Below are 13,812 nucleotides of genomic sequence, written 5' to 3' on the forward strand. Positions count from 1 at the left end.
GCTAACGCGTCAACTGAACGCTACACGCGTAGAGTTGACACATTGTTATGGGCCCGGCAAGGGGATCACAACCCTCTCACCGGGCCCATGTGACGTGACAGGTCAGGGAGTGGTCTTGACCTTGACGGTGCCGTCGGCGATCTTCTTCTTGGCCGCGTCGAGCTGCGCCTTGATGTCGTCGATGTAGCCACCGCTGGTGGACAGCGAGACGCCGCCCTTGGCCAGCGAGTAGGCGTTGGTACCGGTCATCGGCTTGCCGCCGTGGACCGACTTGACCAGGTCGTAGACGCCGATGTCGACGTTCTTGACCACCGAGGTCAGGATCGAGGTCTTGTACTTGGACAGCGACGGGATGTTGTACTGGTCCGAGTCGACACCGATCGCCCAGGTGCCCTTCTTGCCGTTCACGGCCTCGATCGCGCCGTTACCGGAGGAGCCGGCCGCCGAGTAGACGACGTCCGCACCCTTGTCGAGCATGCCCTGTGCGGCTTCCTTGCCCTTGTCGGGGCTTGCGAAGCCGGAGAGGTCCGAGCCGTGGCTCAGGTACTGCCGGTCGATCTTGATGCTCTTGTTGGTGTCCTGGACACCCTGGATGTAGCCCGCCTCGAACTTCTTGATCAGCGGAATGTCCACACCGCCGATGAAGCCGACGTGCTTCGTCTTGGTCTTCAGCGCGGCGGCAACACCCGCGAGGTAGGAGCTCTGCTCCTCCGTGAAGACGATGTTGTCGACGTTCTTCGCGTCGACAACCGAGTCCACGAGGCCGAAGGTGATCTTCGGGTACTTCGCGGCAACCTTCTGCATCGATGCCTGGTAAGAGAAGCCGATGCCGACAATCGGGTTGTAGCCCGCGTCGGCCAGGTCGGTGAGCCGCTGTTCGCGGTCCGCCTCGGTGTCCGATGTCTTGGCAGTCAGCTCCTTGACATCACCGCCGAACTCAGACTTGGCCTTGTCGATGCCGCGCGAGGCGGAGTCGTTGAAGGAGTGGTCGCCGCGGCCGCCGACGTCGTAGGCGACGCCGACCTTGACGCCCTTGCCCGAGGAACCGGACGACGAGTCCGACTCCTTCTGGGTCGACGTGCTGCCGCAGGCAGAAACGGAGAGAGCGAGGGCCGCGGTGGCTATGCCCGACGCGGCGATCTTGGTTACCCGGCGCAAGAGGAGGTCCCTTCAAACCAAACCTGGAGCGCCTCTTCCGGCGCTGGTTTTCGCCAGGATCGTAACGCGCGTAGATGTCAGGTAAAGGCCTGTTCGGAACCTGTTATCGGATCGACGCGAACGGGGCTTCGCGTGTCCGGTTACAAACGGTGTCCATCAAGCAACGCGGCGGCTGTGAAGAGCTCCACGGCCACCTCGATCGAGGCCTCGTCGGCATCGAAATCACCCCGGTGCAAGTCACCCCTGGCGCTGTCACCGGGGGTACGCACCCCGAGCCTGGCCATGGCTCCCGGCACCTGCTCCAGGTACCAGGAGAAGTCCTCGCCGCCGAGACTCTGCTCGGTGTCCTCGATCGCATGCAAGCCGCGGCGTGCGGTCATCGCCTCGCGCAGCAGTTCGCTCACCGCCCCGTCATTGACGACCGGCGGAACCCCGCGCACGTAGTTGATCACCGACTTGGCCCGGTGCATTCCGGCCACCTCGTCGATGGCCGCGTGGACCAGATCCGGTGCGGACCGCCAGGCGTCGAGATCCAGGCACCGCACGGTCCCGGAGAGCTCGGCGTGCTGCGGGATCACGTTGCAGGCGTGCCCGGCCTCGATACGCCCCCAGGTCACGGCGAGTCCCGAGCGCGCGTCGACCCGCCTGGCCAGCAGGGCCGGTACCTCGCTGACGACCTTCGCCGCCGCGGTGACCAGGTCGGTGGTCAGATGCGGCCGCGCGGTGTGGCCGCCGGGGCCGTCCAGGCTGACCTCCAGCCGGTCGCAGGCGGAGGTGATGGGCCCGGCCCGCAGCCCGATCCTCCCGGCGTCGACCTTGGGATCGCAGTGCACCCCGATGATCCGTCCGACCCCTTCGAGCACCCCCGACGCGATGGCGTCCGGCGCTCCCCCGGGCAGTACTTCCTCCGCCGGCTGGAAGATCAGCCGCACCGGGTACGGCAGCATTCCGGCCCGGTCCAGCTCCGCCAGCACGAGCCCGGCTCCGAGCACCGCGACCGTGTGGATGTCGTGGCCGCAGGCGTGCGCCATGTCCGGCACGGTGGACCGGTAGTCGCAACCCACCTTGGTGTCCGGGATGGGCAGCGCGTCGATGTCGGCCCGCAGCGCCAGCATGGGCCGGGCCCCGTCCAGGTCACGGGCTCCGATGTCGCACATCAGCCCGGTGCCGGTGTTGAGCACCTGCGGTGCGAGTCCGGCCTGCTCCAGCCGCGCCTTGAGGGCCGCGGTGGTGCGGAACTCCTGATTCCCGAGCTCAGGGTGCCGGTGCAGGTCCCGGCGGATGGCGATCAGCTCGTCACGCAGTGTGACCGGGAGCACGCCGGGCAGCACTGCCTCGCCTGCGTCGACGGCCGCGCCGCCATCGGTGGGCTGATGGACATCGGAGTTACGGGAGATCAACTGGCTCACCTGTTCAAGGTTAGGCCCCTTCCCGGCTCAACTGGCCATCGATCAACAAAACTTCAGCCGCTCAGGCGAAAGAATCGCGGACTGGGCGGCATGACCTGTGCTTGTGCTGGGTAAAATCGTCCATTTGCCGAGACGGTCTGGTACAGCAGGTGCCGGTCCCGTCCGACCACTGTCCGTCGCGACCGCGGCGGTCCCCCGCCGGACGCTCCCGTGGATTCGAGGCGGCCATGGGGGTCTTCTCTCCCTCCGCGACCAGCTCACACGGTGCGGCAAGGGCCGCGACCCGGGTCATGTGCGGGCATGGTGAACATCAGGAGGCCGCGATCCTGCGCAGGGCTCCGGCTCCCGCGTGCCGGCTTCACACACCTCCCGCGGCCGTAGGGCCCATCGGCGTCAGCCGCTGCACGTCCCGGGCCGTCCCCGTCACCCCCGCGAGGAATCCCTGCGCCCGGGGCGACGCCGTCTCCGTGAGCCAGAGGGGGTCGATGTCGCAGACCGCGACCCGGACGTCCGTACCGGCCAGGGCCAGCGGGAGGGTGTGCACCACCGTGGACGGGAAGCTCACCACGGTGCGGCCGATGGGGCCGCGGCGGGCGATCAGTTCCAGCGGAAGGTCCGGGCGGACGATCTCCACACCGGTCTCCGCATGCAGCCGGTGCAGTTTCTCGGTGGACTCCCGGCGGTGTGCGAAGTAGCGGGTCGCGTTGTGGGCGCGGGCCAGGGCGCCCACCGCGGTGATGTACCGGTCCTGATCCACCACGCCCGTCTCGACGAGTGAGGTGCCCACCAGGTCGGATGTCCGGGTGATACGGGGCGGGCCGAAGCGGGCCCGGGTCCAGGCGAACTCGTTGCGCGTGACGGTGAGACCGGGGGGTCCGCCGTCGACCGGCATGGAACTGAAGATCTCCACGGCGCGGCGGCCCGACGGGGTCAGGCGGCGCCGCGCGCCTGAGGACATCGGGGCGAACAGCAGGTCACGGGGGCCCCGGCGGCCACGCCTGTGCCAGCGGACCAGCGGCTCCTTCGCGGCCAGTTGGGCGATGAACTCCATCGTGGCCGTGCCGTCGTCGACCACCGTCAGGTCGCGCGCGCCGGTGAGGGTGAGGAGGAGTTGTACGTAGCGGGAGAAGGGATCTCCGATGACGATCCGGCGGGCCCGGCGCAGCAGGGGTGTGAGCCCACCGATCGTGTGGAAGGGCGCCGCCACGCCGCCACGCGCCTCCTCCCACCGCACGGTGATGCCCTCGCCCCGTGCCAGCTCCGCCATCCGGCGCAGCTGCCCCCGGGACATGGGGTCGAGCGGTGAGAGGACGACCACGGTCAGGTCCATGGTCGTCGTGTGGGCCCACTCCAGCAGGTTCAGCAGCTGGACGGGGCTCTCCACGAAGGCGAGCGTGGCGGGGGCGCTCTTCACTGTGGCGGCTCTCCTCGGACGGACGGGCCTCAGACGGACGCGGGCTCGCGGTCCGCGCCCTCGGCGACCACACCGGCGACCCGGCGCAGCTTCTTCATCGGGGCCAGCTCGGAGTCGTAGACCTTCTTGACCCCGTCACCGAGGGAGGCCTCGATGGTGCGGATGTCGCGCACCAGGCGCTGCAGGCCCTGCGGCTCGACGGATGCCGCCTGGTCGGAGCCCCACATGGCGCGGTCCAGGGTGATGTGGCGCTCGACGAAGGACGCGCCGAGCGCTACGGCGGCCAGCGTCGTCTGGAGGCCGGTCTCGTGGCCGCTGTAGCCGATCGGCACGTTCGGGTACTCGCCCTGCAGGGAGTTGATGACCCGGAGGTTCAGCTCTTCGGCCTTCGCCGGGTACGTCGAAGTGGCGTGGCAGAGCAGGATGTTGTCGCTCCCCAGCACCTCGACCGCGTGGCGGATCTGGCGCGGCGTCGACATGCCGGTGGAGAGGATGACCGTACGGCCGGTGGCACGCAGCGAACGCAGCAGCTCGTCGTCGGTCAGCGAGGCGGATGCGACCTTGTGCGCCGGGAGGTCGAACTTCTCGAGGAAGGCGACGGCCTCGGTGTCCCACGGGGAGGCGAACCAGTCGATGCCGCGCAGCGCGCAGTGGTCCGAGATCGCCCGGTACTCCTCCTCACCGAACTCCACACGGTGGCGGTAGTCGATGTACGTCATCCGGCCCCAGGGGGTGTCGCGCTCGATGTCCCACTGGTCGCGCGGGGTGCAGATCTCCGGGGTGCGCTTCTGGAACTTGACCGCGTCGCAGCCGGCTTCGGCGGCCACGTCGATCAGGGCGAGGGCGTTGTCCAGTTCACCGTTGTGGTTGATGCCGATCTCGCCGGTGATGTAGACGGGGTTGCCGGGGCCCGCGGTCTTGGCGCCGAGGGTGCGGAGGCGGGTGGTGCTCATGAGGGAGTGTCCTTACTTGTTGAGAGTGGGGCCCAGGAGCCAGGCGGCGATCTCGCGGATCGCGCCGTCGCCGCCGGGGGTGGTGGTGACCGCGCGTGCGGCGCCGCGTACGACGTCGTGTGCCTGGGCGACCGCGACGGGCCAGCCGACGAGGCCGAAGCACGGCAGGTCGTTCACGTCGTTGCCGACGTAGAGCACGCGCTCGGGCGCGACGCCCTGTTCTTCGCACCACTGCTTGAGTGCGAGGTCCTTGCGGTCGATGCCGTGCAGCACGGGAATGCGGAGCTTGCGCGCACGTGCGGCGACGACCGGGTTCTGTTCCGTGGAGAGGATCAGAAGTCTGAGGTCCGTGGTGTCACGGAGGGCCGCGATCCCTAGGCCGTCCCCGCGGTGCACGGCGACGAACTCGCGGCCTTCGGCGTCGATCAGCACCCGGTCGTCGGTCTGGGTTCCGTCGAAGTCGAGGACCACGGCGTCGACATCGTCGCGGGTCGGGAGCGACCGGGTGTCGAGGAGCGGCGCCAGGGCGCGGGCCCGGGCCAGGTCGTGCGGGTCGTCGATCTCCAGGACGCGGGCCGGGTCCGTGACGACCAGCGCGGTGTCCCCGAAGAAGCGGTGCCGGACGGCCCGGAAGCCCGCGGCGTTCATCGCGTAGGCCGCGCCGGTCTCCAGATAGTCCTGGGGGCGGTCCTGCCGGCGGGGCCGGTGCGACTTGTCGTGGTTGACCCCGGTGGCCTCGCCGCTCTCCCTGCTCTCCCGCCAGAGGAATCCGTGCGAGGGGGCGACCGTGTGCGCGGTGTCCGCGCCGCCCTCGGCGACCGCGGCCGCCACCCCGTCGATCTCCTGGCTGGTGAGGAAGGGGCTGGTGCACTGGACGAGCAGCACCACGTCGGTGCCGGGATACGCGTGCAGCGCATGCTCCACCGCGGCCTCGCTGGTCGCGGTGTCGCCGGAGATCCCGGCCGGGCGCAGCACCACATCGGCGCCGGCCTCCCGTGCCGCGGCCGCGATCCGTTCGTCGTCGGTCGAGACGGCGACGTCCGTGACCAGGCGGCTGCCCAGGCAGGCGCGGACCGCGCGGACGACCAGCGGCACACCACCGACGGCGGCCAGGTTCTTGGCGGGTACGCCCTTGGATCCTCCGCGGGCGGGGATCACGGCCAGGATCTTGGAGGGCATCACAGTTCTCCCATACGGCGGATGACGGGGACCACGCGCTGCACTCCGTGGCGGTACGCACCGCGCGCCGCGTCCCGCACGGCGTCGCGCACCACCCGCCGGACACCGGTGACTTCGGTGGCCGGGGCGGCGTCGAGGCGGTGGCGGGCGAGGATGCCGGGGAGGTATCCGGGCGCGGTGACGGGGGTGTAGTAGGGAGCGATGGGCGGGAGTCCCGGCCGGTCCAGGAGGTGTCCGACCCGGGCGCGTACGGCGTCGAAGGCGCTCTCGTACGAGCCTCCCCCAGAGGGGGGACCCCCAGCCGCCACACCCTGCCGGGCCAGCCAGTGCGGGTCGGCGCGGGGTCGTTCACCGGCGTCGAGCTGGTCCCAGGACGCGAGGCAGCCCGAACCGATGAAGTGGTGATTGCCCAGCGCCTCCCTGATCCCGAGGTCGGTGAGGATCGCGGTGGGGATGCTCCGGTGCAGCGATTCCAGGGCCGCGGTGGAGGAGACGGTGACCAGCAGATCCGCTCGGTCCAGCACGTCACCCATGTGCCCGTACACCAGGCGGAAGTTGGGCGGGAGCCCACCGGGCAGCCGCTCGGCCATCTTCTGGTAGGGCAGTTCCTCGATGTGCGTGGTGTGCTCGCCCGGCTTGGAGCGGAGCTTCAGCAGCACCTCGCGGGCCGGATGCAGCCGGGCGTGCCCGACCAGCCGGCGCAGCAGGTAGCTGCGCCCTTCGCGCGACTCGGGGACGGAGGGCTGGGCGGCGAAGACCACCGTGTCGCGGCCGTCCGCCGGGGCATAGGGCGCCCCGCCGAGAAAGGGCAGGGCGGTCTCGGTCACCGCCGACGCGTCGGCGCCCACCCCCTCGTAGACGGCGCGGAAGCGTTCCGCGTCGTGGCGGGAGTTGGCGAGTACGACATCGGCGCCGTGGCGCAGCAGCAGTCCGTCGGCGAGCTTCTCGTAGACCACTCCGACGTAGCCGGTGACGACGACCGGTCGCCTGCTGAGCGACGCCAGCCCGTGCAGCATCGCCTGGACGGCGCCGCCGACGAGCGCGAGGACCACCACGTCGGGGGGGTCCTGTTCCATCGCCCGGACGAATTCCGCCCCGGTGACTTCCCGGATGGTGTCGGGGTCCACTCCGGCCCCGACCTCGGCGAGCTGGCGGGGGGTGGGTGTGGCCCGCCCCCGCAGCAGAAAGCCGCTGAGGCCGGCGTCACGTTCGGAGAGGCGGCGTGCGGTGAGCGCGCCCCATTTCCAACGGGTGTCGGAGTCGGCGATCACGGCTACGCGAAGAGCCTTGCTGGTACTTACTGGCACAGCTACGAAGGTAGAAAGGCATTTCGTTCGGCGGCCCAACTCGGCTGCAACAAAGGGTTAACAGAACACTGACGGATGGGGATGAAGCCCTGCGCGCGGCCCGGTTCACTATTCCGCCGCACGGCGTTCACCTGGCGTACCACCGAAGGTCAGAGGAAATGCCGGATACGAAATTAGCCTCACCCGGGTGGTTAAGCTCTCCGTCATCGTGCCGTTTTTCAACGTGCAGACATACGCCCCCGACACCATAAGAAGCCTGCGTGCCAACGCCCGCGAGGACTTCGAGTTCCTGCTCGTCGACGACTGTTCGACGGACGGGACTCCGGAGATCCTTGAGCGGGCGGCCCGCGAACTTCCCGGGGCGGTCCTGCTCAGACATCAGCAGAACGGAGGTCTCGCGACCGCGCGCAACACCGGCCTCGATGCGGCCCGCGGTCAGTACATCGCCTTCCTCGACGGCGACGACTGGCTGGCTCCCGGCTACTACGAGCGGCTGCTGGCCGCGACCGAGGAGCTGGGCTGCGATTTCGTCCGCACCGACCACGTGCAGTGCACGGGCAGTTCCCGTACGGTCCACCGCGTCCCGTACGGAAGGCGCGGGGAGGTGCTGAACCCGCGCGACGTGATTCTGCCCGCCGACCGCTCCACCCCGGTCGACTACGCATACGCCTGGGCTGGCATGTATCACCGCAGGCTCATGGACCGGGGGCTGCTGCATTTCACCCACGGGCTGCGCACCGCCGAGGACCGGCCCTGGATCTGGCGGCTGCACCGCGAGGCCGGGTCGTTCGCCGCGCTGAGCCAACTCGGGGTTTTCTACCGGCGAGGAGTCGCCTCATCGCTCACCCAGATCGGCGACGTGCGCCAGCTGGATTTCATTCGCGCATTCGACCAGGTCATCGAAGAAACGTCGAAGGACGACGATGCCGCCCTCCTTCTCCCCAAAGCAGTACGGACTTATTGCGCCATCATTTCGCATCATCTGGGATCCGTCGAAAGGTTCGAACCGGCCGTGGCACGTAAATTGCGCACGCTGAGCGCGGCTGCGCTGAAACGGATGCCGCAGGATCTGCTGAGCGACGCCATCGACTCGATGGACGCGCCGCGCGCCGCGCGGCTGCGCAGGTTGCGCCGCCGTCCGGTCTCCGCGACGGCGGAGGTCGCCGCGTGAGGACCGCCCGTACGACGCAGATCTTCTACGCCTCCACCCTCTACGGAGCGGCCACCCTCGCCGCCGCGATCGACAGCGGCTGTTTCGGACCTGCCGACCGCAGGCTCCTGCTGGTCAGCAATAACGCGGGCATTCCGGAGACCACTCCCCCGCTCGACCGGATGCCCGGATTCGGTGAGCTGCGCGCACGGTTCGACGGGGTGCTCTCCTGGAACGAGACCATCGCCCCGCTCCACCCGGGCGGCTGGGCCCCGAGGCCCGACGACATCCCGCTGTGGGAGCGGCAGTTGAGGCTGCTGTGGGATCTGGGGGACGACCGGATCGAGCTGGCGGTCGAGTCCATCCAGGTCAACCCGGCGCAGGCACTCGCCCAGCTCTTCCAGGACGCCCCGGTGACGGTGTACGCGGACGGGCTGATGTCGTACGGCCCCACCCGCAACAAGATCGATCCGCTGATCGGCACCCGGGTCCGCGCACTGCTGCATCTGGATCTGGTCCCTGGCCTGAAGCCGCTGCTGCTGGCCGAGTTCGGGGTGGAACCGGAGATCGTCCCCACCGCCGCCTTCGTCAAGGTGCTCAGTGAACTGGCGTCGTCGGCGACCGGGCTGCCCGACTGCGCGGAGCCTCCGGCCCTGCTGCTCGGCCAGTATCTTTCGGCCCTGGAGATCCTCACTCCGCAGGAGGAGGAGGACCTGCACGTGCGGATGCTCCGCGGCGCGGTCGAGCGCGGTCACCGCACGATCGTGTTCAAGCCGCATCCGACGGCGCCGGCCCGCTGGTCGAGGCTGCTGGAGAAGGAAGCGGCGAAACTCGGCGTCGAACTGAGTGTGGTGGAGCAGCCGTTGCTCGCCGAGACGCTCTACGAACGGGTCCGCCCCGCCCTGGTGGTGGGGTGCTTCTCCACCGCGCTGCTGACGGCGAGCGCCTTCTACGCCATCCCGGTCGCCCGCACCGGCACGGATCTGCTGCTCGACCGGCTCTCCCCCTACCAGAACAGCAATCGCGTGCCGGTGACCATCGTCGACGCGCTGCTGCCGCAGCTGGAGGACCTGGACGCCCCGCGCGTCACCGATCTGTCCGGACTCGTGTCGGCCGTGGGCTTCGCCATGCAGCCCCAGTTGCGGCCCGATCTCCGTCCCGCCGCCGAGGCGTTTCTCGCCCGTCATCTCGACAGCCGCACCTGGCGGTACTTCAAGCGGCGCCGGCTGACCGTGCTGGGCCTGCCCGGCGCCGTGCCGCCGCAGCTGGCGTTCATCCCCCGCAACGCGACCGTGCGGCGGGTGGCCCGGCGGGCACGCTCACTCAAGAGAGTTGCCATCGGATGACCTCCGTACCGGTGTCCGCGCCGGCCGCCGCCGCAGGCCCGGCGTCCGCGGCGGCTGTCGCCGGCCCTGCGGCGGAAGCGGCGCCCGTGTCCCGGTCCGGCGGGCGGCTGCGGGCGCTCGACGGGCTGCGGCTGGTCGCCGCCCTGATGGTCGCGGCCTACCACTACGGGGGCCGGGACGGGGACATCACCCGTGCCTGGGGCAGCTCGCCACGGCACCAGTTCCCCACCCTGCACGCATGGTTCGCCTATGGCTGCCTCGGGGTGCAGATCTTCTTCGTCATCAGCGGCTTCGTGATCTGCATGAGCGGCTGGGGCCGCCCGCTGCGGTCCTTCTTCGCCTCGCGCGTCGCCCGGCTCTATCCCGCGTACTGGGTGGCCATCATCCTGGTCACCGCGACGTTCGCGCTGCCCTGGGTCGCGTACCGCACGGTCTCGCCCAGTGATGCGCTGGTCAACCTCACGATGCTTCAGCAGCCGGTCGGGGCCGAGCGGGTGCTGGGGGTGTGCTGGACGCTCTGGGCCGAGCTGCGCTTCTACGTCCTCTTCGCACTCTGCGTGGTCCTGCCCGGCGCGACCCGGCAGCGTGTGCTGATCTTCTGCGGGGTGTGGACCCTGGCCGCCGCGATCACCGACGCGGTGGGCGAGCCGCTGCCGGCCATGGTGCTGATGCCGCAGTACGCTCCGTTCTTCATCGGCGGTATAGGCCTCTATCTGCTGCACCGCGATCGCCGGGACGTGAGCGCCTGGGGGGTCGTGGGGGTCAGCTGGGCGATCGGGCAGCACTACGCGGTCGACGGCCTGTGGCACAAGCCCGATCCGGCGTTCTTCTCCTACCGGCACCCGTCAGTGATCATCGCGATCGTCACCCTGGGATTCGTCCTGGTCGGCCTGGTCGCCCTGGGGCATCTGCGCTGGGCGCACTGGCGCTGGCTCAGCGCCGCCGGGGCGCTGACCTATCCCTTCTACCTGGTGCACGAACACCTGGGATGGGTGGTGGTGGGCGTACTCCACCGGAAGCTGGGGATCCCCGCGTACGGCACGCTCATCCTCACCGTCGCCCTGATGCTGGGGCTGGCCCGGCTGCTCAACCGCTGCGTGGAGGAGCCTCTGGCGCCCCTGCTGCGCAGAAGCCTGGCCCGGGTCACCCTTCCGGGTTCCCGGTGACGCTTCCCGGGCCGTACACCGCCTCGACCCCCGCGACGACGAGCCGCAGCCCCTCCTCGAAGCGCCGGTCGTAGTCGGTGAAGATCTCCCGGCCCGCCGCCGCTGTCAGCGGATAGTCGGCCAGCCTGCGGGCGCGTTCCTCGATGTCGTAACCCTCGCGGCGTTCCTCCGGCATCGGCTGGACACCCTGTTCCTCGATGACGAAGCCCACGGTGTAGGAGTATGCCGTGGTGCCCGCCCCGACCGCCTGCGCGAGACCGAATCCGCAGGCGGTCATCGCGCTCAGATGTCTCTCCAGTGAGTTTGCGTGCTCGGTGCCGGTGAAGCGGGCGCCGCTGTACACGCGGGCTCCGTCACGATGGCGCAGCAGCATGGCGCGCAGGGCCCGGTTGTAGGCCAGCAGCCCCTGCTGCCAGCTGCCGTCCGTCGCCGGCAGGTCCTCTGCGGCCATCCGCCGGTACATCTCCGTCGCCATCTCGTCGAGCAGCGCCTGTTTGTCCTTGAAGTGCCAGTAGAGCGCGGGTGCCTTGACGCCGAGTTCCCTGGCGATGGCGCGCAGCGACAGCCCGTCGAGGCCCACCTCGTCCAGCAGCCGCAGCGCGGTCGCGGCGACGCGTGTCCGGTCGATCTTCGTTGTTCCCACCTTGACAACTTAACAGCGTTAAGGGCACTCTCGGAACCATGGAACTTAACGATGTTAAGGAAACCGACGTCCTGATCGTCGGCGCGGGCCCCACCGGCCTCGCCCTGGCCGTCGATCTGGCCCGTCGGGGGGTGCGTACGGTCGTCGCCGAGAAGGCCGGGGGGCTCTTCCCCGGCTCCCGGGGCAAGGGCATCCAGCCGCGCACCCTGGAGGTCTTCGACGACCTCGGGGTGGTCGGAGACGTGCTGGAGGCGAGCGGCCCCGCTCCGGTCCAGATGATCTGGCAGAACGGCGAGCGGCAGGGCGAGCGCACCATGTTCGAACCGGTCGAAGCGACCCCGGCAGCGCCGTACGCCGGAATGCCGCGCATCCTGCCGCAGTGGCGCACCCAGCAGATCCTGCACGCGCGGCTGACCGGACTGGGCGGTGAAGTGACCTTCGGTGCCGCGCTGACATCGATCAGCCAGGACGGGTCCGGGGTCACCGCCACGCTCTCCGCCGGCGGCCGGGTGCGCGCCCGCTATGCCGTGGCGGCGGACGGCGGCCGCTCCACGGTCCGTGCCGCGCTCGGCATCGGAATGACCGGCGAGGCCCTGGACCCCTCGTCCCTGCTGGTCGCCGACGTCCGGGTGCCGGCTCTCGACCGGCTGAACTGGCATGTCTTCCCCGCCGACGCGGGCTTCCTGGTGCTCTGTCCGCTGCCCGGCACCGAGGACTTCCAGCTGGCCGCGCAGTTCCCCGGCGGTGAGCGTCCCGACCTCTCCCGGGAAGGCGTACGCGCGCTGGTCGCCGCCCGTACCCATCTCGCCGCGGACGACGTCACCGACGTGCTGTGGGCATCGGACTTCCGCCCGCGCGCGGCGCTGGCCGACCGGTTCCGCGAGGGGCGGGTCTTTCTGGCGGGCGATGCCGCACATGTCCATTCACCGGCCGGCGGCCAGGGCCTCAACACCAGCATCCAGGACGCGTACAACCTGGGGTGGAAGCTTGCCAGGGTCCTGCGCGACGGAGCCCCGGTGTCCCTCCTCGACTCGTACGAGGAGGAGCGCCGCCCCAACGCGGCTCAGATGCTGGGCCTTTCCACCCGTGTGCACCGCGGTGAGCAGCAGCGCGGCGCGGCCACCCAGCAGCTGGGCATCGGATACCGCGGCGGCCCGCTCTCGGTCGGCGCCGCGGGCGAACTGGCGGCGGGCGACCGGGCACCGGACGGTCCCGTGGCCGACGGCACGCTCTTCGACACGTTCCGGGGCCCGCACTTCACCCTGCTCGCGGTGGGAACGGACGCCGGCATCCCGCCACTGGACGCGGCGGCCGTGCACGTCCTGCGCATCGACGCGTACGAGCCGTACGGCAAGGGTCTCTTCCTCGTCCGGCCCGACGGCTACATCGGCTGGGCGGGTGCGGACACGACCGGGCTGGCCGCCTACCTCACACGCTGCTGAGCGAGAGCTTCGCGGCGAAGCCCAGGAAGAGCGCACCGGCCGCGGTGGTCAGGCCCGCCGAGAGCCGCCTGCGGCGGCGGAACGCGGCGGCGAGGCGGGTGCCGCCGAATATGAGCAGGGTCAGATAGACGAAGCTCGCCGCCTGGGCCAGCGCACCGAGCACCACGAAGGAAAGCGCCGGGTAGGCGTAGTGCGGGTCGACGAACTGCACGAAGAACGAGATGAAGAAGAGGATCGCCTTCGGGTTGAACAGGCTGACCACGAGAGCACGGCGGTAGGGCCGTTCCAGAGCGGCGGCCGGCTCATCACCTGCCGCCTCCGCCGCCCCTTCGCGGCGGTCGGCCCACAGTCCGCGGGCCGTCCGGACCATGCCGAACGCCAGGTAGGTGAGATACCCGGCTCCCGCGTACTTCACCGCGCCGAACAGCAGCGGGTTGGCCTGGAGCAACGAGGCCACGCCCGCCGCGGAGAGCGTCATCAGCACGGCGTCCCCGCAGAACACTCCGGCCGCCGCGGTGTATCCGGTCCGCACCCCCCGCCGGGCCGCGACGGAGAGCACATACAGCGAATTGGGGCCCGGCAGCAGAATGATCAGCACCAGGCCGGCGAGATAGGTCGGGAGATCAGTGACGCCAAGCATGGAAC

At 70.0% G+C, this 13,812-nt stretch carries 12 protein-coding genes; 4 read left to right on the forward strand and 8 right to left on the reverse strand.

What is annotated here, in order from left to right:
- Positions 1-102: 102 nt before the first annotated feature.
- The 6 genes from OHS16_RS11370 to OHS16_RS11395 form a co-directional block, all read right to left on the reverse strand.
- Positions 103-1,158 carry a BMP family lipoprotein gene (locus tag OHS16_RS11370; RefSeq protein WP_328537071.1) on the reverse strand — a complete coding sequence of 352 codons (1,056 nt, stop codon included), beginning with the start codon at positions 1,156-1,158 and terminating at the stop codon, positions 103-105.
- Positions 1,159-1,298: 140 nt separating this feature from the next.
- On the reverse strand, positions 1,299-2,558 hold the full coding sequence (locus OHS16_RS11375; protein ID WP_443042758.1) for an amidohydrolase: 1,260 nt from the start codon (positions 2,556-2,558) through the stop codon (positions 1,299-1,301).
- A 367-nt stretch (positions 2,559-2,925) separates the two neighbouring features.
- Entirely contained in the window at positions 2,926-3,981 is a 1,056-nt protein-coding gene (locus OHS16_RS11380) for a hypothetical protein (protein ID WP_328537072.1), read from the reverse strand.
- Between the two features lie 29 nt (positions 3,982-4,010).
- Positions 4,011-4,934: an N-acetylneuraminate synthase family protein gene (locus tag OHS16_RS11385; protein ID WP_328537073.1), complete on the reverse strand. Its 924-nt coding sequence runs from the start codon at positions 4,932-4,934 to the stop codon at positions 4,011-4,013.
- Between the two features lie 12 nt (positions 4,935-4,946).
- Positions 4,947-6,113, reverse strand: a complete 1,167-nt coding sequence (locus tag OHS16_RS11390) for an acylneuraminate cytidylyltransferase (RefSeq protein WP_328537074.1) — start codon at positions 6,111-6,113, stop codon at positions 4,947-4,949.
- Positions 6,113-7,459, reverse strand: coding sequence for a DUF6716 putative glycosyltransferase (locus OHS16_RS11395; protein WP_443042596.1), 1,347 nt, complete (start codon positions 7,457-7,459; stop codon positions 6,113-6,115). The genes OHS16_RS11390 and OHS16_RS11395 overlap by 1 nt, the downstream gene beginning before the upstream one ends.
- Before the next feature lie 148 nt (positions 7,460-7,607).
- Between OHS16_RS11395 and OHS16_RS11400 the strand changes: the two genes are divergently transcribed.
- From OHS16_RS11400 to OHS16_RS11410, 3 genes are read left to right on the forward strand one after another with little or no spacing between them, the layout of a single operon-like run.
- On the forward strand, positions 7,608-8,591 hold the full coding sequence (locus OHS16_RS11400; protein WP_328537076.1) for a glycosyltransferase family 2 protein: 984 nt from the start codon (positions 7,608-7,610) through the stop codon (positions 8,589-8,591).
- Positions 8,588-9,916: an alpha-2,8-polysialyltransferase family protein gene (locus OHS16_RS11405; protein WP_328537077.1), complete on the forward strand. Its 1,329-nt coding sequence runs from the start codon at positions 8,588-8,590 to the stop codon at positions 9,914-9,916. The genes OHS16_RS11400 and OHS16_RS11405 overlap by 4 nt, the downstream gene beginning before the upstream one ends.
- Positions 9,913-11,082 carry an acyltransferase family protein gene (locus OHS16_RS11410; protein ID WP_328537078.1) on the forward strand — a complete coding sequence of 390 codons (1,170 nt, stop codon included), beginning with the start codon at positions 9,913-9,915 and terminating at the stop codon, positions 11,080-11,082. Before OHS16_RS11405 ends, OHS16_RS11410 begins: the two co-directional genes overlap by 4 nt.
- Here the strand turns inward: OHS16_RS11410 and OHS16_RS11415 are convergent.
- Positions 11,060-11,725, reverse strand: coding sequence for a TetR/AcrR family transcriptional regulator C-terminal domain-containing protein (locus tag OHS16_RS11415; protein WP_328537079.1), 666 nt, complete (start codon positions 11,723-11,725; stop codon positions 11,060-11,062). The two genes, OHS16_RS11410 and OHS16_RS11415, sit on opposite strands and share 23 nt — an antisense overlap.
- A 38-nt stretch (positions 11,726-11,763) precedes the next feature.
- Here OHS16_RS11415 and OHS16_RS11420 point away from each other — a divergent pair, with 38 nt between their 5' ends.
- The gene (locus OHS16_RS11420) at positions 11,764-13,167 is read left to right on the forward strand and encodes an FAD-dependent monooxygenase (RefSeq protein WP_328537080.1); all 1,404 of its coding nucleotides are present in this window, start codon (positions 11,764-11,766) and stop codon (positions 13,165-13,167) included.
- On the opposite strand, the gene leuE is transcribed toward OHS16_RS11420, so the two are convergent.
- A complete protein-coding gene (leuE, locus tag OHS16_RS11425) occupies positions 13,154-13,807 on the reverse strand; it encodes a leucine efflux protein LeuE (RefSeq protein WP_328537081.1) in 654 nt (217 codons plus the stop codon). The genes OHS16_RS11420 and leuE overlap by 14 nt on opposite strands.
- Positions 13,808-13,812: the final 5 nt, after the last annotated feature.

The sequence above is a fragment of the Streptomyces sp. NBC_00344 genome (assembly GCF_036088315.1).
Classification (GTDB): Bacteria; Actinomycetota; Actinomycetes; order Streptomycetales; family Streptomycetaceae; genus Streptomyces.